This window comes from Rufibacter hautae, from assembly GCF_008271695.1.
Lineage (GTDB): Bacteria > Bacteroidota > Bacteroidia > Cytophagales > Hymenobacteraceae > Nibribacter > Nibribacter hautae.
In genome coordinates this window covers 1,100,990-1,122,699 of record NZ_VKKY01000002.1, presented here as the reverse complement: position 1 = coordinate 1,122,699, position 21,710 = coordinate 1,100,990, and the positions used below count along the sequence as shown (strand labels likewise).

General features: G+C 51.7%; 14 protein-coding genes. 9 read left to right on the top strand and 5 right to left on the bottom strand.

Annotated elements, in window-relative coordinates:
* Positions 1–453 (top strand): type II toxin-antitoxin system RatA family toxin, encoded by a 453-nt coding sequence (locus FOA19_RS13515; protein WP_149091331.1) that lies wholly within the window; start codon positions 1–3, stop codon positions 451–453.
* A 54-nt stretch (positions 454–507) separates the two neighbouring features.
* On the opposite strand, the gene FOA19_RS13510 is transcribed toward FOA19_RS13515, so the two are convergent.
* Complete coding sequence (locus FOA19_RS13510; RefSeq protein WP_149091330.1) at positions 508–2,775, bottom strand: S46 family peptidase; 2,268 nt, start codon at positions 2,773–2,775, stop codon at positions 508–510.
* 228 nt (positions 2,776–3,003) lie between these two features.
* Entirely contained in the window at positions 3,004–3,441 is a 438-nt protein-coding gene (locus FOA19_RS13505) for a YkvA family protein (RefSeq protein WP_149091329.1), read from the bottom strand.
* 287 nt (positions 3,442–3,728) lie between these two features.
* On the opposite strand from FOA19_RS13505, the gene FOA19_RS13500 reads away from it, so the two are divergent.
* Entirely contained in the window at positions 3,729–4,496 is a 768-nt protein-coding gene (locus tag FOA19_RS13500) for a hypothetical protein (protein WP_149091328.1), read from the top strand.
* A gap of 95 nt (positions 4,497–4,591) precedes the next feature.
* On the top strand, positions 4,592–5,116 hold the full coding sequence (locus FOA19_RS13495) for a DinB family protein (RefSeq protein WP_149091327.1): 525 nt from the start codon (positions 4,592–4,594) through the stop codon (positions 5,114–5,116).
* Positions 5,117–5,273: 157 nt separating this feature from the next.
* Here the strand turns inward: FOA19_RS13495 and FOA19_RS13490 are convergent, their stop codons facing one another.
* On the bottom strand, positions 5,274–6,575 hold the full coding sequence (locus FOA19_RS13490; protein WP_394344094.1) for a PhoH family protein: 1,302 nt from the start codon (positions 6,573–6,575) through the stop codon (positions 5,274–5,276).
* A gap of 228 nt (positions 6,576–6,803) precedes the next feature.
* On the opposite strand from FOA19_RS13490, the gene FOA19_RS13485 reads away from it, so the two are divergent.
* Positions 6,804–7,310, top strand: coding sequence for a toxin-antitoxin system YwqK family antitoxin (locus FOA19_RS13485; RefSeq protein ID WP_149091325.1), 507 nt, complete (start codon positions 6,804–6,806; stop codon positions 7,308–7,310).
* A 101-nt stretch (positions 7,311–7,411) separates the two neighbouring features.
* Positions 7,412–7,858 (top strand): toxin-antitoxin system YwqK family antitoxin, encoded by a 447-nt coding sequence (locus tag FOA19_RS13480; RefSeq protein WP_149091324.1) that lies wholly within the window; start codon positions 7,412–7,414, stop codon positions 7,856–7,858.
* A gap of 169 nt (positions 7,859–8,027) precedes the next feature.
* On the opposite strand, the gene FOA19_RS13475 is transcribed toward FOA19_RS13480, so the two are convergent.
* A complete protein-coding gene (locus FOA19_RS13475) occupies positions 8,028–9,314 on the bottom strand; it encodes a citrate synthase (RefSeq protein WP_149091323.1) in 1,287 nt (428 codons plus the stop codon).
* Positions 9,315–9,869: 555 nt separating this feature from the next.
* Here FOA19_RS13475 and FOA19_RS13470 point away from each other — a divergent pair.
* The 4 genes from FOA19_RS13470 (at position 9,870) to treY (ending at position 20,653) form a co-directional block, all read left to right on the top strand.
* Complete coding sequence (locus FOA19_RS13470) at positions 9,870–11,522, top strand: NADP-dependent glyceraldehyde-3-phosphate dehydrogenase (protein ID WP_149091322.1); 1,653 nt, start codon at positions 9,870–9,872, stop codon at positions 11,520–11,522.
* A 316-nt stretch (positions 11,523–11,838) separates the two neighbouring features.
* Positions 11,839–13,986 (top strand): glycogen debranching protein GlgX, encoded by a 2,148-nt coding sequence (glgX, locus tag FOA19_RS13465; RefSeq protein WP_149091321.1) that lies wholly within the window; start codon positions 11,839–11,841, stop codon positions 13,984–13,986.
* A complete protein-coding gene (treZ, locus tag FOA19_RS13460; RefSeq protein WP_149091320.1) occupies positions 13,979–15,817 on the top strand; it encodes a malto-oligosyltrehalose trehalohydrolase in 1,839 nt (612 codons plus the stop codon). Before glgX ends, treZ begins: the two co-directional genes overlap by 8 nt.
* A 603-nt stretch (positions 15,818–16,420) precedes the next feature.
* A complete protein-coding gene (treY, locus tag FOA19_RS13455) occupies positions 16,421–20,653 on the top strand; it encodes a malto-oligosyltrehalose synthase (RefSeq protein WP_149091319.1) in 4,233 nt (1,410 codons plus the stop codon).
* Between the two features lie 131 nt (positions 20,654–20,784).
* On the opposite strand, the gene FOA19_RS13450 is transcribed toward treY, so the two are convergent.
* Positions 20,785–21,705, bottom strand: a complete 921-nt coding sequence (locus FOA19_RS13450) for an AraC family transcriptional regulator (protein WP_149091318.1) — start codon at positions 21,703–21,705, stop codon at positions 20,785–20,787.
* Between the last annotated feature and the right edge of the window lie 5 nt (positions 21,706–21,710).

Below are 21,710 nucleotides of genomic sequence, written 5' to 3'. Positions count from 1 at the left end.
ATGCCCACCCTGGAAGGCTCTGTGTTGGTGAAAGGCACGCCGGAGGCATTGTTCTGGTTTTCGCAGGACTATGACCAGCGGTTAGTGTGGGACAAGTACCTGGGCGTAGCCCGACTGGAACACGGCGCTACCCAGGCAGCCAAAGGAGTGGAAGCCTATTGCGAAAGCCGGAAAGGCATAGGGATGACGGTGCGCTACATCAGTTTTCATCCGCCCACCCAGGTGGCCATGGAGATGACCAAAGGTCCTTGGCTGTTCCGGAAGTTTTCAGGTAGCTGGCGTTTTAAGCCTGAAAAAGAAGAACTTACCCGGGTATATTTCAGGTATAACTTCCAGGTAAGATTCGCAGGTCTTATACTGAACCCATTCATCAACTGGTTGTTGCACGCTGACATTAAAAACCGGTTAAAGTACTTCAAGGAAGCGGTAGAAGCAGGAGTATTACAAGCATAAAAAAAGCCCGGAGCATTTCCGGGCTTTTTTTATGAAATCAAGGCTAAAACGGGGTTAGTTGGCTTTTACCTTCATCTTTGATGTATTCTTTCCCCTTTTTATTTTCACTTCAGGCTTTGTTTTGTTGGTGCCAAGGGCAGGAGGCTGCGGACCGTTGTTCACCAGGGTCATTTCCTTTACTAAGTGACCGGCCCCGGCAAATTTGTCCACGATGAAGAGGAAGTAGCGCGCGTCCATGCTGATGTTTCTTACCCGGTCAGGGTCATACATGATGTCAGACATGGTGCCTTCCCAGTTACGGTCAAAGTTGGTTCCTATGAGTTCGCCGCGGGCGTTGATGACCGGTGAGCCTGAGTTGCCGCCCGTGGTATGGTTAGAGGCGATGAAAGCCACCGGCATCTGGCCGTTCATGCCGTAAGCCCCGTAGTCCTTTTTCTGGTACAGCTCTTTCAGTTTGGCAGGCACCTTGTAGTCCGGAATGGTGGGGTCTTCTTTTTCAATGATGCCTTCTAACGTGGTGTAGTAGTCATAGGTCACCCCGTCGGCGGGCTTGTAGGTATCTACCTGTCCGTAAGAAACCCGGAGGGTAAGGTTGGCGTCTGGGTAGAACTTCCGGTCTTTCTGCATCTCGCGCAGGCCTTGCAGGTAGGTGCGGTTCAAGAGGGTGTTCTGGTCATTGAGGGTGGTGTAGGTAGGCAGCACCTTGCTCCGGTACACTGTCGCGAAGCCATGGATCAACTGCACTGCCGGGTCGGCTACTAGTTTGGCCTGGAGTTGCGTGGGCGGTAATTTCAAGAGGCTCTGTACTTTTTCCTCTGAGGTCAGGTTGGAGTTGGCGTACACGTAATCGGCGTATGCCGCCCAGTTGCCGTTGAACTGTTTGGCCAGGATCTGCAGCACCTCGGGCTGGAACTGGGCCTCCAGGTCTTTGGCGTACAATTGCAGCAGGGCGCTGAACACTTTCTTATCCGTGGCAAGGTTGTAGTTCTTGAAGAACCCAGCGGTTCCTTTGCTCAGCTTGTCTACTTGCTCCTGGGCCTCGGTTTTGTTTTCAGGGGTTCCCTGCAGCATCGAGGCCAGGTTCATATAGTTTTGGGCGTAGTTTAGCAATTCTACGCCTAAAACAGCCTCGTTGAAATAGTCTCGGGCCAGCGTGATGCCCTTGGCCAACGTAGCGTAGTTCTGCTCAAACTGCGGCATCACCTGGCTGTACGTGGCTTTGCGGCCGGTTTCCTGCGCCACCCAGTTGGCGAACTGCCTTTCCAATTCTTGCTTTTTAGCGATGGCATTCAGCTTGCGGAGGCCGCGCATTTCCCCGATCCATTTCTTGTGGGCATTGCTCACGCTGGCGTATTTGGCCGCGTACTGGATGCGCACTCTGGGATCGGCTTTCATGTCCTGGTCCAGGATACCCAGTTTCACCGTGCGGATTTTCACCTTAGCCGGATCTGAGATCTCGGCGATCTCACGAACGGCCTGGGAGGGAAGGTACTCGGTGGTTCTGCCCGGAAATCCGAAAACCATGGTAAAATCGCCTTCCTGTATGCCGGCAAGTGAGATGGGCAGGTGGTGCTTGGGCACGTAGGGTTTGTTGTTGGGCGAGTAGGCGGCGGGTTTGTTGTCCGGGCCGGCGTAGATGCGGAACAAAGAGAAATCTCCGGTGTGGCGCGGCCACATCCAGTTGTCGGTGTCGCCCCCGAACTTGCCGATGCTTTCGGGCGGAGCGCCTACCAGGCGGATGTCTTTGAAGGTCTCGGTTACATACATGTAGTACTCGTTGCCATAGAAGAACGGCCGGATAATGGCATCATAGTGCGTGCCCGCAGTGGTTTGGGCCTGCACCTTCTTGATGTTCGCCTGCACCCGTTTCTCCCGCTCAGCCTCCGGTAAGCCAGCCGGCACATCGTCCAGAATCTGTTTGGTAACGTCTTCCATGCGCACGATGAACGTGGCGGTAAGGCCCGGGTTTGGTTTCTCCTGGTCTTTGGTCATGGCCCAGAAGCCGTTGGTGAGCAGATCGTTCTCCACGGAACTGTGCGACTGAATCTGGCCGTAGCCGCAGTGGTGATTGGTAAGCAACAGTCCCTGGTTAGAGATGATCTCGCCGGTACAGCCAGCCCCGAACTGCACAATGGCGTCTTTCAGGCTGGATTTGTTTACGCTGTAAATGTCCTCGGCAGAAAGGCGCATGCCTTTTTTCTGCATATCGGCTTCGTTGAGCTGTTTGAGCAACATAGGAAGCCACATGCCCTCATCGGCGTAAGCCGAGAAAGAGCTTAGGGCCAGTAATACCCAAAGACAAAGTTGTTTGCGGTTAAACATACGTTAGTTTATAATTGAGAAAACCAAAAGTACGAAGAAGTAGCAAGTATCCTGATGTTTGTATTGTGGAGGATAGGGCAGGGGAAATGAAACTAAAATAGGAAAGTAGGCGCAAATAATCCTGATCACAAAAAACCACTGGCTGCGTTCCGGGCCTATTTTTTAAGAAAACAGTCCCGGAACGCAGCCAGTGGTTTAAAAATCGTGCTACGTGCTATTTGATACTCCTTAAGAATGACCTACGGCCACGGTGCCTTCTTCCCACACCTGGAATTTTTCCAATTCGTCCTGGAAAGAAGAAATAAACCATGCCATCAGGCTGAGGTCATCGGCAAACCCGATGATCGGAATGAAGTCCGGCACCAAATCCAGCGGGGTCACCAGATACAAGAGCACGGCTACTCCCAGTAACAGCGTTTTGGAGCTAACATCGCGGTAAGAGCCGTTGTAGTAGGCTTTCACCAGACGTACCAGGCGCTGGCCAATGCCTTTGATCTGATCCACGCCGCTCTCAGAGCTGTTAGCATCGGTCAGTTTTTCATAGGCGGTGGTCAGCAGCATCCCAATCTTCACTGGTTTTCTCATGATTCCGGAGGCTTTGGAGATTATGAATTTGAAAAAGGGATTATTGAATATCTTCAAGCCTTTGTCTGCGAGTGAGTTCATCTTCTAGGTGGTTTAGGTTCATAGTTTTGCCACTTATACGTTCGCCTTTACAGGATAGATATAGGCATTCGGTTAGGAGCCTGTTTTGGGAAAATAGCCACGAAACGGAGGGCGTCTACTTTGGATATATAGAATTTTCATATATTTAAGCGACAAACAACAGTCAAGCTTAAAAAAGGTGTTTTTTCAAGAAAGTGAATCGCAGATGTCTGCTGTCACATTCTTTGAGAAGCGCTTGTTTTTAAGTAAACGATTGACTCTCCACTGACCCTGACTGGTCTTACCAAATGAAAAAACTCCTACTCCTGGCTATTTTCAGCCTTTCTCTGCTGCAGGTAAATGCCCAAAGACTGACCTTGACCCCGTATGTGTTGGGGCTGGTAGACGATTCAAACGGAAGGAACTGGATCAAAGACGATCCAGAGGAAAGCACGGTAGTGGACAAATTCCATTCCGCCGAGATCACCCTGGTTACGTTCCTGGATTCCCTTATTAAAGCCGAGAACAAGAGAACCTATGATAAAATCCAGTTCACTAACGTGAAATGGGAAAAGCCGAACTGCTTTTATTGCCAGGATTTCAGGAGGATTCACGCCAAGCGCCTGGTAGAGCAGATGAACGAGGCTTATACGTTCAAGTGGAAAGACCAGGTAGATGAAAAGCAGCAGAAAATCTATACCGGAGTTCTCAAACCCAAGGCTTTTGCCACAAACCAGGAAAAATGCTCTTTTTTGGCCGGGGCTTTTGTGCGGTACGGCATCATTGAGGAAGACCAATATTCCTTTCTGCTTACCAACTCCAACAGTAAGTATGAGGCCATCATCAGGGAGCTGAAAGCCCTGAAGTGTAACATAAAAGACTTTAGCCAAAAAGGCGAGGACCCGGTAGTTCAGAAGGTTTCCTTTGTCTCCACCCAAGAACTCAAGGCGTACTTAGACAAGCAGGAACGAATAAGGGTAGACATCCTGAAAAGGAAAAACAAACTGAGTTCAGAGCGCAAAAAGGCGCAGCAGGAATCTGAATTTTTCGCTTTGCCGCAGAAAGACCAGAAGTAAAGGTCGGTGGGCAGCAAGCGCTGCGCGGTGGCTTTTTCCTTGGTAATTTGCCACAGTGTTGCGTACTTAGTTCTCCATTCTAAACACCCCAGACTATGATTCCGAAACCCATACCCGGCGAGTACAACGAGTATTTCGAAAGATATATCCAGAACATCTCTGACCAGGCCGATATCCTGGAGCTGTTGCAGAAGCAACGGCAGGAAGTGGTGCAGTTGTTTGGCCGCGTGAGTGAGGGAGAGGCAAACTTCGCCTATGAGCCAGGGAAATGGTCAGTAAAAGAATTGTTGGGCCACATGAATGATACCGAACGCATCATGGCGTACCGGGCGCTGTGCGTGGCCCGGGGAGAACAGAATCCGCTGCCGGGCTTCGATGAGAATACGTATGTGGCCCATGCATTTTTCAAAGACCGCACCATCAACGGTCTCCTGGCCGAGCACAATACTGTAAGGGAAGCCACTATCTCTCTATTTGATTCTCTGCCTGAGGTAAGTTTGACCAGGCTTGGCAACGCCAACGGAAGCCCCGTGACCCCAGCCGCCCTGGCCTTTATCATTGCCGGCCATGAGCGCCACCACCTGAACATCCTCAAAGAACGGTACCTGGTTAAATTGTAATTTGGCTGATGGCTGATTGTTAATTACTGATTGTTCTTTTTTACGGCGTAATATTAATTAAGAATCCCTTTTGGGGCTGTTTTACATAAAACGGCTCCAAAAGGGATTCTTACTTTACAGGCTTGTTCTAAAACAACTAACAATCAACAACCAACAATCAAAGAAGCTGGTTGGCCAAGTTGGCTAGTTCAGAGCGCTCGCCGCGTTGCAGGGTCACGTGGGCGTACAACGGATGGTTCTTCACTTTGTCAATGAGGTAGGAGAGGCCGTTGCTTTGGCTGTCCAGGTAGGGTGTGTCTATTTGGTAGATGTCACCGGTGAAGATGATCTTGGTGTTTTCGCCGGCTCGGGAGATAATCGTTTTAATTTCGTGCGGGGTCAGGTTCTGGGCCTCGTCCACGATGAAGATGATGTTAGACAAGCTCCGACCTCTGATATACGCCAACGGTGTAATGACTAAGCGGTCATCCTCTACCATTTCTTTGATGCGGTTGCTTTCCTTGCTGTGCTCGGGAAACTGGTTCTGGATGAACTTGAGGTTGTCCCATAATGGCTCCATGTAAGGCCCAATTTTTGAGTTTACGTCGCCGGGCAGGAAACCCAGGTCCCGGTTACTGAGCGGAATGATGGGGCGGGCGAGGTAAATCTGCCGGTACACTTCCCGTTGTTCCAACGCACCGGCCAAGGCCAGCAAAGTTTTGCCGGTTCCGGCCACGCCTTGGATCGAAACCAGTTTGATATCAGGGTGCAGGATGGCGTGCAAGGCAAAGGTCTGCTCGGCGTTGCGGGGTTTGATGCCCACGGCATGCGGCTTGTCTACGCGTTCCAGAATCCGGTCCTCGGGGTTGTAATACGCCAGGGCAGAAGATTTGGCGCTGCGCAGAATAAAGTAGTGGTTGTCTTTGGGCGGATTGGGCAGGGCTTCCTCCACCGGGCACTCGCCCTCCTCGTACAGCTTGGTGATCACCGTATGCGGAATATCCTCTACCAAGTCGTTGCCGCGGTACAGGTTGGTTACGTTCTGGATCTTGCCGGTCTCGTAATCCTCCGCGGATAAATTGAGGGCTCGGGCCTTAAGCCGCAGGTTGATGTCCTTTGTCACCAGGGTAACCCGGTGGTCGGGCATTTCGTGCTGTAGGGACAGGGTAGCGTTCAGGATCTTGTGATCGGCTTTGTCTTCGTTGAAGATCTTCTCCGCGTCAATTGGAGATCCGTTGCCCATCAGCACTTTAAACCGTCCTTTGTTAGAGCCTTCCAACGGAATCCAACTCTGGAGCATGTGCTGCGAGGAAAGGTTGTCTATGTAGCGGATAAACTCCCGCGCCTCAAAGTTCTTGATGTCGTTTCCTTTTTTGAAGTTGTCCAGTTCCTCCAGCACCGTGATGGGGATGGCCACGTCATGTTCCCCGAAATGCTCCACGGCGCTGTGGTCGTACAAGATGACGGATGTGTCCAACACAAAGGCTTTTTTCTGTTTCGTTGCCTCACCAGCCGACTTAGCGGCTCGTTTGCGGGGTTTACTAACTGTCTGCACACGAACGGATTTAAAGGTGGAAGAATAGCCATGCAAAGACGCACGTCCTTGATACCTAAGATGGTGAATATTTCGTTTTAAAGAAGATAATTTGAAGATTAAATTTTAAGCTTCCGTTTTCTCATCTGTAGCTTGTTCTATCCCCATTTTACCATGGAAAAGACGCTAAACCACCCTTCGCTTTCCCCCAGAACCTGGATGATTGTAACCATATTTCAGGGACTAATCTTCGTCTGTCCACCTGCCCAGGCTTGGCCTTGGAGCTGGAACCGCTATGATGCCAAGCAGCTGAAAAACGGCCGCTGGCGGGCCTTCCATGACTACGAGGAGAAGGTTTTGCATTACAAAGGCAGGTACCGGCACGGCAAAGAGGTAGGCGTCTGGAAAACCTTCACTGCCGATGGTAACCTTTACTTCACCGAGAAGATAAAGCGCCGCGACAAAAGCTATAAAACAGTATATTACCACCCCAACGGGAAAGTCTCACACCGCGGGATGGCTTACCTCCGCGATGCCGAGGACGGCGGGGTTCAATTCTACTGGGAGGGAGACTGGGAGTACTTTGACTTGGAGGGCCGGCCCTTGGGCGTGAAAACCTTCGTAAAAGGAAACCCTACGACTAACACTCCGGTCTTTGGCAGTGTGCGAGGCCGTAAATAAATTAAATATTCCTTTCAGAGATTATATCATTTAAAGGCTATAAATTCCAATCTGTGCAAATTCTAAGAAGAGAGATCTGGGTACTTGCGGTAATAGTGTTTATGTTGGTTCCGGCTGTAGGCCATGGCTTTCCCTGGCCCTGGAAATGGAACCAGGTCAATAAAGAAGGAAATCGGCAAGGGAAGTGGCGCGCCTATTATGACCATAAACCCGATCAACTCATGTACACCGGCCGGTTCAGGAATGGACAGGAACGAGGAACCTGGAAAACCTATTCTGAGAACGGCCAACTAGAACGCCTGGAGAAGTACGAGCCCAAACTCAAACGCATCAAAACAACCTTTTACCACCCTAATGGAAAGGTCTCGCACGAAGGTCTGGCTTTCCTCTTTGAGGAAAATAACCTGCTCATGTACAAATGGCACGGCAACTGGGAATACTATGACTCCACAGGTACTTTCCGGGGCTGGATTGCTTACCAACGGGGCAAAGCCATGTCCCAGCAACCTATCTCTGGCAAACCGGTAGTTACTGAAGGGGTAAAGTAGACTTTAATTAGAGATAAGGATTAATATATTCTCGTCCCTACCACCTGTACTAATTAAGCTTAATGTTTTAAAGTCGATTTTCGAAAATAACCCTTAAACCAGAAAGGCTTAGAAAAGGAGAAGGTCAGGCATTTTGCCTGACCTTCTCCTTTTTAGTTTAATATAAAGACTAGCGCTCGCTCACCGGCGTGTAGTCGCGGGCTGGGGCACCGGTATACACCTGACGTGGACGACCGATTGGCTCTTTTGCCTCACGCATCTCTTTCCACTGGGCAATCCAGCCGGGTAGACGTCCTAAGGCAAACATCACGGTGAACATCTCAGTAGGGATACCGATGGCACGGTAGATGATTCCAGAGTAGAAGTCTACGTTCGGGTACAGCTTGCGCTCCACAAAATAAGGATCGGTCAAAGCGGCTTGCTCCAGTTCCATGGCAATGCTTAGGATAGGGTCATTGATGCCCAGGGCCGTCAATACCTCATCGGCGGTTTTCTTGATGATGGTCGCGCGTGGATCAAAGTTCTTGTATACGCGGTGCCCGAAGCCCATCAAACGGAACGGATCGTTTTTGTCTTTGGCTTTCTCAATGTACTTTTTGGAATCCCCGCCATCGGCTTTGATGGCCTCCAGCATTTCAATCACCGCTTGGTTCGCACCGCCGTGCAATGGTCCCCAAAGGGCGCTGATACCGGCCGATACAGAAGAGTACAGGCTGGCGTGGGCAGAACCCACCAGGCGCACGGTAGAGGTAGAGCAGTTCTGCTCGTGGTCTGCGTGCAGGATCAACAGCTTGTTCAGGGCATCCACTACCACAGGGTTGATCTCGTACTCCTCGGTAGGGTACGCGAACATCATGTGCAGGAAGTTAGAGCAGTAGTCCAGCTTGTTCTTAGGGTAGTTCACCGGGTGACCCACAGAGTTCTTGTAAGACCAGGCGGCAATGGTAGAAAGCTTCGCCATTAAACGGATAATGGTCAGGTCAATCTCCTCTTTGGTCTGGTTTGATTTCACAGACTCTGGATAGAACGCGGTAAGGGAGCTTACCAAGGCAGACAGGATACCCATGGGGTGCGCCGTGGAAGGGAAACCGTCCAGGATCTTTCGCATGTCCTCGTTCACCAGCGTATGAACTTTGATCTGATTTGCGAAGGTATCAAATTCCGCTTGAGAAGGCAGTTTGCCGTAGATGAGCAGGTAAGCCACTTCAATGAAAGAGGATTTCTCTGCCAGTTGCTCTATAGGGTACCCTCTGTACCGAAGCACGCCTTCCTCACCGTCTAGAAACGTGATGGCACTCTCGGTGGCACCGGTGTTTTTGTAACCAGAGTCAAGGGTGATGTAACCAGTTTGCGCGCGTAAAGCATTAATATCAATGGCCTTCTCGTTCTCAGAGCCCGTTATTACCGGAAACTGGTACGATTTGCCCTCAAGCGTTAGTTCAGCAAAATCAGACATATTACTTCTTTAAAGGTGTGTTTAGTTAGGTTGTTGCGCCTCGCGGCGAAGTTAGCCAAAAGAGCCATAAAATGAAAAGTGTTATGCAGAACCTACTTCTTTTCAAAAACCCCCTGTTGCACACCAATTGCCCTGTTTTTTGCACTACCTGATCTGTTTTCTTCAGACAGTGCAATTGACCTGGTACACAGTGCCCTTGCAGCGGAATTAGCCCTTCTTTATTTATTAATTACGGAATGAAATTTACCGGCGTCAATATAGAGACAGCTTCTCTTTTACTCCAATAAATTTTACAGTTTTTTTACCTGCTACAGCCCCTTTGCGTTACGTCTAAGATAGAGTGATTGGTATTGAAAAATTATCAAACAAACAACTGTTAGGGGTTTTTGGTTTAAAAATAATTTATTTAAAAGCTTTTAAAATGAAAAAATGTAAAAAATGGTGTGTTTAAATTAAAATATGGCAAATATTAAAAAATTGTTTTGAGCCTATTTCAATAATGCATAAGATTGGCAAATCAGCTTGATGTTAAACGCGTCTTCAGACCCAATCTTAATGGAAGTAAAAGATCAAATCCAACCAGTAACCGCGGACCTGCTCAGGTCCATTTTCGTGACGGAGGCAGAGGTGCCGGTAGAGTTCGCGCTGCCCCAGGACGTACACCAGAAAGAGTATCTCTCCAACGGATTCATGAAGGCTTGGAACGGTCCCTCACATGAGGTGTACTCACCGGTGGCGCTGGCCCAACCAGACGGCTCTTACGCCCGGAAACTCATTGGTACTTACCCAGTGTGTACGGAGAAGGAAGCCCTGGAGGCATTGGACGCAGCCGTAGCCGCTTATGACAACGGGCGTGGCGCCTGGCCCACCATGGGGGTGGACGGACGCATCAAGTGCGTGGAGCGTTTTACCCAGAAAATTATTGCTCAGAAAGACATTGTGGTCAAGCTGATTATGTGGGAGATAGGCAAATCCTACGCCGACTCGGTGAAGGAGTTTGACCGCACCGTGGAATACATCTACGCCACCATTGACGCCCTCAAGAACCTTGACCGCCAGAGCTCCCGCTTTGAGATTGAGCAGGGCATTGTGGCACAGGTGCGGCGCTCGCCTTTGGGCGTAGTCTTGTGCATGGGACCCTTCAACTACCCCTTGAACGAGACCTTCACCACGTTGATCCCGGCGCTCATCATGGGCAATACCATCCTCTTCAAACCACCCAAGCACGGTACGCTCTTGTTCTACCCGCTGCTGGAAGCCTTCCGCGACTCATTCCCTGAGGGTGTGGTGAACACCATTTATGGCCGGGGGCACGCTATTGTGCCAGCCTTGATGCAGTCCGGGAAAGTGAATGTGCTTACACTCATCGGGGCCAGCAAGGTGGCTGATGAACTGAAGAAGCTTCACCCAAAGGTGAACCGTTTACGCGCCATTTTAGGATTAGACGCCAAAAACGCTGCCATCATCACCCAACACGCAGACCTGAAACTGGCGGTGGAGGAAACGGTATTGGGCGCTTTGTCTTTCAACGGGCAGCGTTGCACGGCTTTGAAGATTGCGTTTGTGCACCGGTCCAAAGTAGACGCTTTCCTGGAACTGCTTACCCAAGCCGTAAGCAAACTGAAATACGGCATGCCCTGGGAGAAAGGCGTTTCATTGACCCCTCTGCCTGAGCCGCACAAACCAGCCTACCTCAATGAATGCATTGAAGACGCCCAGGCCCACGGTGCCAAGGTAGTGAACCCGGGCGGAGGCACCGCTTTTGAGTCTTTCGTGTACCCGGCCATTTTGTACCCTGTCAACGAGAAGATGAAACTCTACCGCGAGGAGCAGTTCGGGCCTATTATTCCGGTGGTGGCTTTTGATGACTTGGAGGAACCCATCCAATATCTGATAGAATCTACCCACGGTCAGCAGGTGAGTGTCTTCAGCCAGTATGCCTCAGAGATCGCCTCGCTCATTGATCCGTTGGTAAATCAGGTGAGCCGCGTGAACATCAACTGCCAGTGCCAGCGCGGACCGGATGCTTTCCCGTTCACGGGGCGCAAAGATTCTGCCGAGGGTACGCTTTCCGTGGTGGATGCCTTGCGGTCGTTTTCCATCAGGTCTTTGGTGGCCACCAAGTTCAACGAGAACAACAAGCAGTTGTTAAACCAGATTGTGAGCGAGGAGCAGTCCAACTTCCTTAGCACCAAGTTTATCTTCTAAACTGTTTTAGGCTTGTTTTGGCTAAAATGGCCTCAAAGCCACTTCGGGTATCCGGGGTGGCTTATTTTTTTGGCCTTTTGTAAAGGAATTGGTTAATTTTTTTTAAGCTTCTTTTTTGCTCACCTACACCAAGTATAAGTTTCTGTAAATGAGAATAAAATATGGGGCAGGAGGGCATCCGTATAAATATCCGAACTTATACATAATTCTATATTCTCATACTTTGGGTGTAGACCTTGCCCCGGTTTATGCGTAGACGGTACGCGAGTAAAACAAATCCATTGTTCTGCCATCCCATTTACCTGACCCAGCATCTATGAACATCATTACCTATCCGGGAAAGCCTTTCCCATTAGGAGCCACTTATGACGGAGAGGGCGTCAACTTTGCTTTATATGCCCATAACGCCATCGGCGTAGAACTTTGCCTCTTTGATTCCCCTGAGTCTGAAAAGGAATCTGCCCGGATTAAAATGGAGGAACGTTCTTATGAGGTGTGGCATATGTACCTGCCAGAACTAAAGCCCGGCCAATTGTATGGGTACCGGGTGTACGGGGCCTATGAGCCAGAAGAGGGCCATCGGTTCAACCCCAACAAGTTGTTGATTGACCCTTACGCCAAAGCCATCTCCGGCACCATCAACTGGCACGAGTCCCTGTTCGGCTATAAGTTCGGGCACGAGGATGAAGACCTCAGTTACAGCGATCTGGATAGCGCGCCTTATATTCCAAAATCGGTGGTGATTGACCCGTTCTTTGACTGGGAAGACGATACCCCGCCTAAAACAGCTTACCACAAGTCCATCATCTACGAGGCGCACGTCAAAGGCTTTACCCAGACCCATCCAGACATCCCGGAAGAAATCAGGGGAACCTACGCGGGTATCGGGCATCCGGCCACCATCCAGTACCTTTTGGATTTAGGCGTAACGGCTATTGAACTGCTGCCCGTGCACCACTTCGTGACCGACTGGTACCTGCAAGACAAAGGGCTCACGAACTACTGGGGCTATAACACCATTGGTTTCTTCGCGCCCGATGTGCGGTACTCCAGCAGCGGCGTTCTGGGGGAGCAGGTCATTGAGTTCAAGAACATGGTCAAAGCCTTGCACAAAGCCGGCATTGAAGTGATTCTGGACGTGGTCTACAACCATACCGGCGAAGGCAACGAGCGTGGGCCAACCCTTTCTTTCAAAGGCATTGACAACGCCTCTTATTACCGCCTGGTAGATGACAACCCGCGGTATTACATGGACTATACCGGCACCGGGAACACCTTGAATGCCAACTTGCCTAGCGTGCTGCGCCTCATCATGGACAGCCTGCGCTATTGGATTCTGGACATGCACGTAGACGGTTTCCGGTTTGACCTGGCCTCTGCCTTGGCGCGGGAACTGCATGCCGTAGATCGGCTGAGCTCCTTCTTTGACATCATCCACCAGGACCCTGTGATTTCTCAGGTGAAGCTGATTGCCGAGCCTTGGGATGTGGGCGAGGGCGGTTACCAAGTGGGCAACTTTCCGCCGGGCTGGACCGAGTGGAACGGAAAATACCGCGACTGCATGCGTGATTTCTGGCGCGGCGAAGAAAGTATGCTGGCTGAGTTCGCCAACCGGTTCACCGGCTCTTCCGACCTCTACTATGATGATTACCGCCGGCCTACCGCCAGTATCAACTTCATCACTGCCCATGACGGCTTCACCCTGCATGACCTGGTTTCTTACAACGAGAAACACAATGACGCTAACGGCGAGGACGGCAAAGACGGCGATGACCATAACCGTTCCTGGAACTGCGGCGTGGAAGGCCCAACCGATGACCAGTGGGTCATTGACCTTAGAAACCGGCAGAAGCGCAATTTCTTGGCCACTATGTTCCTGTCACAGGGCGTACCCATGCTGGTGGCCGGTGATGAGTTAGGGCGTACCCAGGGCGGTAACAACAACGCCTACTGCCAGGACAATGAGATTTCTTGGCTTAACTGGGCCGGGGCAGACCAACACCTCCTGGAGTTCTCCAAAAAGCTCATTCACTTCCGGAAAAACCACCCGGTGTTCAGACGCCGCCGGTGGTTCCAGGGCCGGGCTATCAAAGGGCAAGGGGTAGAGGACATTGCCTGGTTCCTGCCCACCGGTGAGGAAATGTCCTATGAGCATTGGGAGCAGGACCACGCTAAATCGCTGGCGGTTTACCTCAACGGCCGGGGGGTGCATTCCCGCGGGCCCAAAGGCGAGGTGGTACTAGATGATTCGTTCTTCGTGATCTTCAATGCTTACCATGACTCTATTGTGTTTCATGCCCCAAATGCAAAATACGGCGAGAAATGGACCGTGGTGCTGGATACTTTCCGCGACCAGGTGGAACCGGAAGAACCCGTTACGTATAAGGCCGGTGAGTCATTCTACGTAGAAGGCCGCTCAGTTTTAGTCTTGAAGAACCCTATTTTTCATACCCACCATGAATAAAATAGACGTGACCAAAAGATCCTTGGGAGTTTCCTTCACCAGCAACGGCCTGGCCGAGGTGCTGGTCTGGGCTCCCAAGGCAGAACAAGTAGAATTGTGCCTGAACGAGGGCAACACCATCATTCCCTTGAGAAAAGGGGAGTTTGGCTACTGGCATGAAACCACCGACCAACTCGCCCCCGGTGACACTTATAAATATAGGATAGACGAAGACCAGGAATTCCCCGATCCTGCGTCTATTTCCCAGCCGCAGAGTGTGCACGGTCCTTCGCAGGCCCTGGACCTGCAAAAGTTCAACTGGACGGACGACAACTGGAACAACCTGCCTTTGCAGGACTATGTGCTCTACGAGCTGCACACCGGCACTTTCTCGGAAGACGGTACTTTTGCCGGCTTGGAGGAAAAACTGGACTACCTCAAGGAATTGGGCGTAAACGCCATTGAGATCATGCCCGTGGCGCAGTTTCCCGGAAACCGCAACTGGGGGTATGACGGCGTTTTCCCGTACGCAGTACAAGATTCTTACGGCGGGCCCAAAGCCTTGCAGCACCTGGTGAATACCTGTCATCAGAAAGGCTTGGCCGTGGTGCTGGACGTGGTGTACAACCACCTGGGACCCGAAGGGAATTACCTGGGTCTCTATGGCCATTACTTCACCGACAAATACAATACTCCTTGGGGCCCAGCCCTCAACTTTGACGATGCCTGGTGCGATGGCGTACGCCGCTACTTCACCGAGAACCTGTTGATGTGGTTCCGGGACTTCCATATTGACGCCGTTCGCATGGACGCGGTGCATGCTATCAAAGACTTCAGCCCGAACCATATCCTGCGGGAGATGAAGCAGCACGTGAACGAGCTCACGGCCTCTACCGGTCGCCAGCACTACATGATTGTGGAACTGGACCTGAATGACACCCGCTTCATCAATCCGCTGGAAGAGCAAGGCTACGGAATGGATGCCCAATGGGTAGACGAGTTCCACCATGCGTTACGGGTGACCATGACCGGTGAGAACACCGGCTACTACTCAGACTTCAGCGGCATTGCGCACCTGGCCAAAGCCTATGAAGACGCCTACGTCTATGACGGGCAGTTCTCCCCGCACCGCAACAAAACCTTCGGGATCAAAGCCGAAAGTAATCCCGGACAGCAGTTCATTGTCTTCACCCAAAACCACGACCAGGTAGGGAACCGCATGTTGGGAGAACGCTTGGGCGAACTGGTAAGCTTTGAGATGCAGAAACTGGCTGCCACCGCGGTCATCTTCAGCCCGTTCCTGCCCATGCTCTGGATGGGCGAGGAGTACGCCGAGCCAAACCGCTTTCAGTACTTCGTGAGCCACACGGATCCAGAGCTGGCAGAGGCCGTGCGCAAAGGCCGCAAAGCGGAATTCGCCGCTTTCCACGCCCAAGGCGAAGCACCTGACCCCATGGCCGAGGAAACCTTCCAGAACTCCAAACTGCAATGGAACCTGATTCAGGAAGGACAGCACCAAGTCATGTTCCGGTACTACCAAACCCTGCTGCGCCTTCGCCGGGAACTCCCCGCGTTGAAGCACCTGGACCGCCAATCTGTGGAAGTTTCCTGTGATGAGGCCCGGAAGACCTTGACCCTGCGCCGCTGGCACGGAGATCAGCAAGTAGTCTGCCTGATGAACTTCTCCGCCTCCCCGCAACCCATGAACCTGCCATCCGGTGGCAAGACCTGGAACATGATCCTAGATTCCGCAGCCCCAGAATGGAACGGTCCCCAAGCCACTGATACTTCCGTAAACGGCGGAACAGAAGTGACCCTGCAACCAGAAAGCGTGGTGGTGTACGGAGCATAAGGCAACGCACCAAATGGTTTAGGGGCTGTTTTCAAAAAGAAGCCCCTAAACCATTCCTATTCTATTTCAAGTTTGAGCGAAGCGGTAACTTGGAGTAACTATGACCGCCAGTTTGCAACTGGCGAAACCCAATAACCTGATTATGAATCACGCCAGTTACAAACTGGCATCAAGGCCAGCCACAAGTTACCGCTTCGCTCAAACTTGCGGCATGTTGCTGCAAGCTGGCGCAGGCTTGCAGCTCATGCCTTCACATTGTTGATAAATCAATTGGCATGGAATGCGTGCGGACACGAGCTGCAAGCTCGCGCCAGCGGAGAAGCCGTAGCAGAAATTCCTTGTGGTTGCCCTTCTCTAATAGGTAATAGGAATATCAGCCATCATGACCATTCTATTGAAACCATTCCTGCAAACTTCTATCGGGAAGTACCTCCTGTGAAACCAGACCAGAAAGAAAGAGTGAAAAAGATATAACTCTTTTAAGGTCATTTTCCGTAAAACCGGCCAAAACCGCCGTACACTACATGGCCTTACTAGTAAGACAAGCCACACAAAGATTCATTATCACCTCTGGCTATTTCCATATCCCCAAAACATCAACCTATGCATAACCCTGTCGCGACGTACCGCTTGCAGTTCCACAAAGAGTTTACCTTTCAGGACTTTGAGCGCATTATTCCATATCTACAGAAATTGGGGGTGAGCACCATTTATGCGTCGCCCATCTTTGAGGCCACGCCGGGCAGTACCCACGGGTATGACGGGGTGAATCCGCACCGCGTGAATCCCGAAGTAGGGACCGAGGAGCAGTTGAAAACGGTAAGCGGGCACTTGAAGGAAAACGGCATCAGTTGGCTACAGGACATCGTGCCGAACCATATGGCCTACCATCCTAACAACCCCTGGTTGATAGATGTGCTGGAGAAAGGGACCTTGAGCCAATACCATACATTCTTTGACATAGGGTGGACCAGCTCCTTGTACAACGGCCGGGTGATGGTGCCGTTTTTAGGGGCGAAATTGGAAGAAGTGGTGCAAAACGGCGAACTGCAGGTGGCCTTTGACGAGGAGCAGATGCGTCTGGTGTTCAAGTACTATGACAGTGCCTATCCCTTGAGCCCACGCTCTTATGAGACCTTATTGAAAGGAGAGGGAGAGCCCAACCAGGCAATTGACCAACTCCTGGAGAAACTGGAGCAAGCGCACCAGTCCGAGGAGCCTATGACCTACTCTTTGAAATGGGATGAGTTCCGGCAGCAACTCACGTCACTGATGAAAAACGACGTGGTACAGACATCGGTGGAGGCGAGTCTGCAGGCCTTCAACCAAGACAAGGACCGCCTGTTGCAATTAGCCCAGGAACAAGTGTACCAACTCTGCCATTGGCAGGAAACCGATTCACAGATCAACTTCCGGCGGTTCTTTACGGTGAACGGGCTCATCTGCCTCAACATCCAGGACCCCGAGGTATTTTCTACCTATCACCAGTACATCAAGCAACTTCAGGACGAAGGTGTATTCCAGGGCCTCCGCATTGACCACGTAGACGGCCTGTATGACCCTACCGGGTACCTGCAGCAACTGCGCGAACTGGCCGGCGATGAAACCTATATCGTAGTAGAGAAAATCTTGGAACCCGGTGAGGAACTTCCGCAGAACTGGCCCATCCAGGGCAGCAGCGGCTATGATTTCCTTTCGTTGGTGAACAACCTTTTTACCTACAAACCCGGCGAGGAAGCTTTCAACCAACTCTACCACCAGCTGGTAGGCGAGGGTGCCGAGGTGCAGGAGCAAATCCATGAGAAGAAAGCCTACATTCTGAACGAGCACATGGGCGGTGAACTGGAGAACCTTTACCAACTGTTCCTGCACCAGCGATTGGTAGATGAAGAAGTGCTGAGCAGCGTGGAGCCCCAGACCATGAAAGCAGCCATCGGGGAGTTCCTGATTCAGTGCCCGGTGTACCGCTATTATGGAAATCAGATGCCGCTGGACGGCGCTGAGGCCGAAGCCGTGCAGCTGATTTTCAACCGAATTCGCGAAAGTAAGCCCGAAATGGCCGGAGCCGTAGAGTTGCTGGAAAGAGCGATTCTGGGGGCTGCCCCTGAAGGCGAGGACGATACGTACCTGGAGCGCTCGCAGAAGTTCTACCAGCGCCTGATGCAGTTCAGTGGTCCGCTCATGGCCAAAGGGGTGGAAGACACCATCATGTACACCTACAACCGGTTTATCGGGCACAACGAAGTGGGGGATGCACCCGAAGCCTTCGGGATGAGCGCCGAGGAATTCCATACGGCCATGCAGGAGCGGCGGCAGAAATGGCCACTAGCCATCAACGGAACCTCCACGCATGACACCAAACGCGGCGAGGACGTCCGCGCCCGCCTGAACGTGCTTACCGAATTACCAGAGGAGTGGACCGCTGCCGTGCAGGAATGGCGCGAGCTGAACCAAGACCTGAAGCAGAACGATGCGCCCAGCGTCAACGACGAATACCTCATCTACCAGACCTTGTTGGGCGCGTTCCCAATGCCCGGCCAGGACGAGGATGATTTTGAGAACCGCGTACAGGAATACCTGCAGAAAGCCCTGCGGGAAGCCAAAGTCAATTCCTACTGGACCACCCCCAACGAGGAATACGAAACCGCCACGAAGAACTTCGCGGTGAAACTGCTGGACAGGAGCCGTCCGTTTTGGGCCCGTTTTGAGGAATTCAGGGCCAAAACCACCGATTTCGGGATTGTGAACTCTTTGAGCCAGACGCTCCTGAAATTCACCACACCGGGCATTCCGGATGTTTACCAAGGCACCGAGCTGTGGGACTTCAGCTTGGTAGACCCAGACAACCGCCGGGCGGTGAACTATGAGCAGCGGCAGGCATGGCTGGAGGAACTCCATGACTATGACCTCAACAAGCAGGATGTGCTGTGGGAGCAACTCTGGGATAACCGCTATGATGCCCGCATCAAACTGTGGCTCACCCGCACCCTGTTCACCGAGCGCAAAAACAACGCCGACCTTTTTGCCAAAGGCGAATACCTGCCGCTGGCGGTGGAAGGTGAATACAAAGACCATGTGCTGGCTTTCGTGCGGAAACACCTGCGTACCTGGTACGTGGTAGCCGTACCGCTGCACCTGGCCGCCCTGGCCAAAGCGCAAGGCGTGGAAACCGTGCAGGACATCGACTGGAAAGACACCAAGGTGATCATCCCGGAAGACGCACCAAAGGATTGGCAGGACATGTTCATCCGGAGCACCGGCAATTACGCGCATGAACTGAGCGTGGCCGACTTGTTCGGAATTTTCCCGCTGGCCTTGCTCAAACTGCAGGCACAGAACGAGCGCGGCGCGGGAATCCTGCTGCACATCACCTCACTGCCATCGGCCTTCGGGATTGGCGACATGGGACCAGAGGCGCGTAAATTCGCTGATTTCCTGCAGGCCAGCAACCAGAAGTACTGGCAGTTGTTGCCGCTCAATCCCATTGAGGCAGGGCAGGGTTACTCACCGTACAGCTCCATCTCCAGCCGGGCGGGCAATCCGTTGCTCATCAGTCCGGTGCTGCTGGCCAAAGAAGGCTTGCTGAACGAGGCCGACCTGAACCAGCACCACCTGCCGCAGACCGGCAACGTGGACTATGTGCAGGCCCAGCGCGTAAAAGATGAGTTACTGGAAAAAGCCTGGCAGACGTTCAAGTCTGGTGATTTCCCTACGCTGCAGCAGCAGTTCATTGATTACTGCGGCTCAGAGGCCAGTTGGCTCCATGACTTTGCACTGTACGTGCTATTGAAAGAGCAGAACGGCGGCAGCGCCTGGTTTCAATGGGCCGATGAGTACAAGCAACGTGACCCGGAGGCGCTGGAGAAACTGGCCAAGGATAACGCCGATCTGGTAGACAAAACCAAATGGGTGCAGTTCATCTTCAACAAACAGTGGAAGCGCCTGCGCACGTACTGCAACAACCGCGGCATCCAGATGTTCGGTGACATGCCGTTCTACATCAGTTATGACTCTGTAGATGTTTGGGGTAACCGCGAGATCTTTGCCGTGGACGAGCAGGGGCAGATGACAGGCGTAGCGGGCGTGCCACCCGATGATTTCTCAGAAGACGGTCAGCTTTGGGGCATGCCGGTATTCAAGTGGGAGGTACTCAAAGAGCAGGACTACGGCTGGTGGATTGGCCGTTTGCGCAAGAACATGGAGCTATTTGACATAGTGCGTTTAGACCATTTCCGGGCCTTCGCCGATTACTGGGAAGTACCCGCCGGGGAAACCACCGCCAAAAAAGGCGAGTGGAAACTAGGGCCGGGCGCCGATTTCTTCACCTTCGTGGAGAAGGAGCTGGGCAGCCTTCCGTTCATTGCCGAGGACCTGGGTGAGATCAACGACCTGGTGCTGAAACTGCGCGATGATTTCAACCTACCGGGCATGAAGATCCTGCAGTTCGCCTGGGGCGACGAGATGCCGCAGAACGCGTACATGCCGCACAACTACGCCCGCAACTTCATCGCCTACACTGGTACCCATGATAACAACACCACCTTGGGCTGGTACCGCAACGAAGGCAAGGAGTTCCACCAGCAAATCGAGCACTACGTGGGCCGCAGCCTAAGCGAAGATGACATTTGGTGGGTCTTCGCCCGTCTGGCCTATGCCTCTGTGGCGAAAACTGCCATCCTGCCACTGCAAGACGTTCTGGGCATTGATGAACTGGGCCGCATGAATACTCCCGGTAAAGGCGAAGGCAACTGGGGCTGGCGCTTAATGCCGGGTCAGATCAACAAGCAAACCGAGGATCAGCTGCGCGAGTGGACCAAGTTGTATAACCGGGATTAAGGAGTAACTGCAGAAAACAGAAGAAAAGCCATGGGAGAGATACTTCCATGGCTTTTCTTCTGTTTTTTTAAATCAGGGAGATAATCTATTCATTTAATTAAGGAGGCATCCATTTCAATTGTAAGAATTCATTAGTTAAAGGATTGCCTAAATTCAAGAGGGGAAAGGTTTGTCTTGGTTTTAAATAATTTGCTGAAGGATTGCGAATGCTCAAACCCCAACTCAAAGGCAATCTCGCTGATAGATAAGGTGGTGGTAGACAATCGTTCCTTTGCCTTCTCAATCAGTTTGTCATGAATGTGTTGCTGGGTGCTTTGTCCCGTTAGGGCTTTCAGCAAACTGCTTAGGTAAGTGGGGGAAAGATGTAAGGCATCGGCGATGTATTGAACGGTAGGCAATCCGGTTTTCTCTAAATCTTCGCTCTTGAAATAGCTGTTCAGGATTTCTTCCACCCGGTTCAGGATTTGGTGGTTGGTGATCTTTCGGGTGAGGAATTGCCGGTGGTAAAACCGTTCCGCGTACGTTAGTAACAATTCTACTTGGGCGATGATCACCGGTTGGCTGTACTTGTCAAGATTTGATTGATATTCCTGCTGTATGCTTTTCAGGAGACTTGTCATAATGGTTTCTTCTTTCTCAGACAGAAACAAGGCTTCATTCACGGAGTAGTCAAAGAATTCATACTGCTTGATGGTCTGCGCCAGCGGGGTGTTCCAAAGGAAGTCTGGGTGAAGTTGTAATATCCATCCAGACCTTTTGACATCTTCCTCGTTGCTTACCTCAATTCTATACACCTGGCCCGGCGAGATGAAAAATAGCAGGCCTTCAGAAAAGTCATACTCCTGCTGCCCGTATTTAAAACGCACATTTGCGTTGCGTTTTAGGGCGATGGAATAAAAATCAAGGACAAAACTTCTGGTACCCTGGTCCGCGGAATACGGAACTGCGTCAAGGTTGATGACACTCACCAAAGGGTGCTCCGGCTTCGGCAGCCCCATGTATTGATGATACGCTGCAATGGTTTTGAATCTGATTGGTCCCTGGCCTGTCATAACGC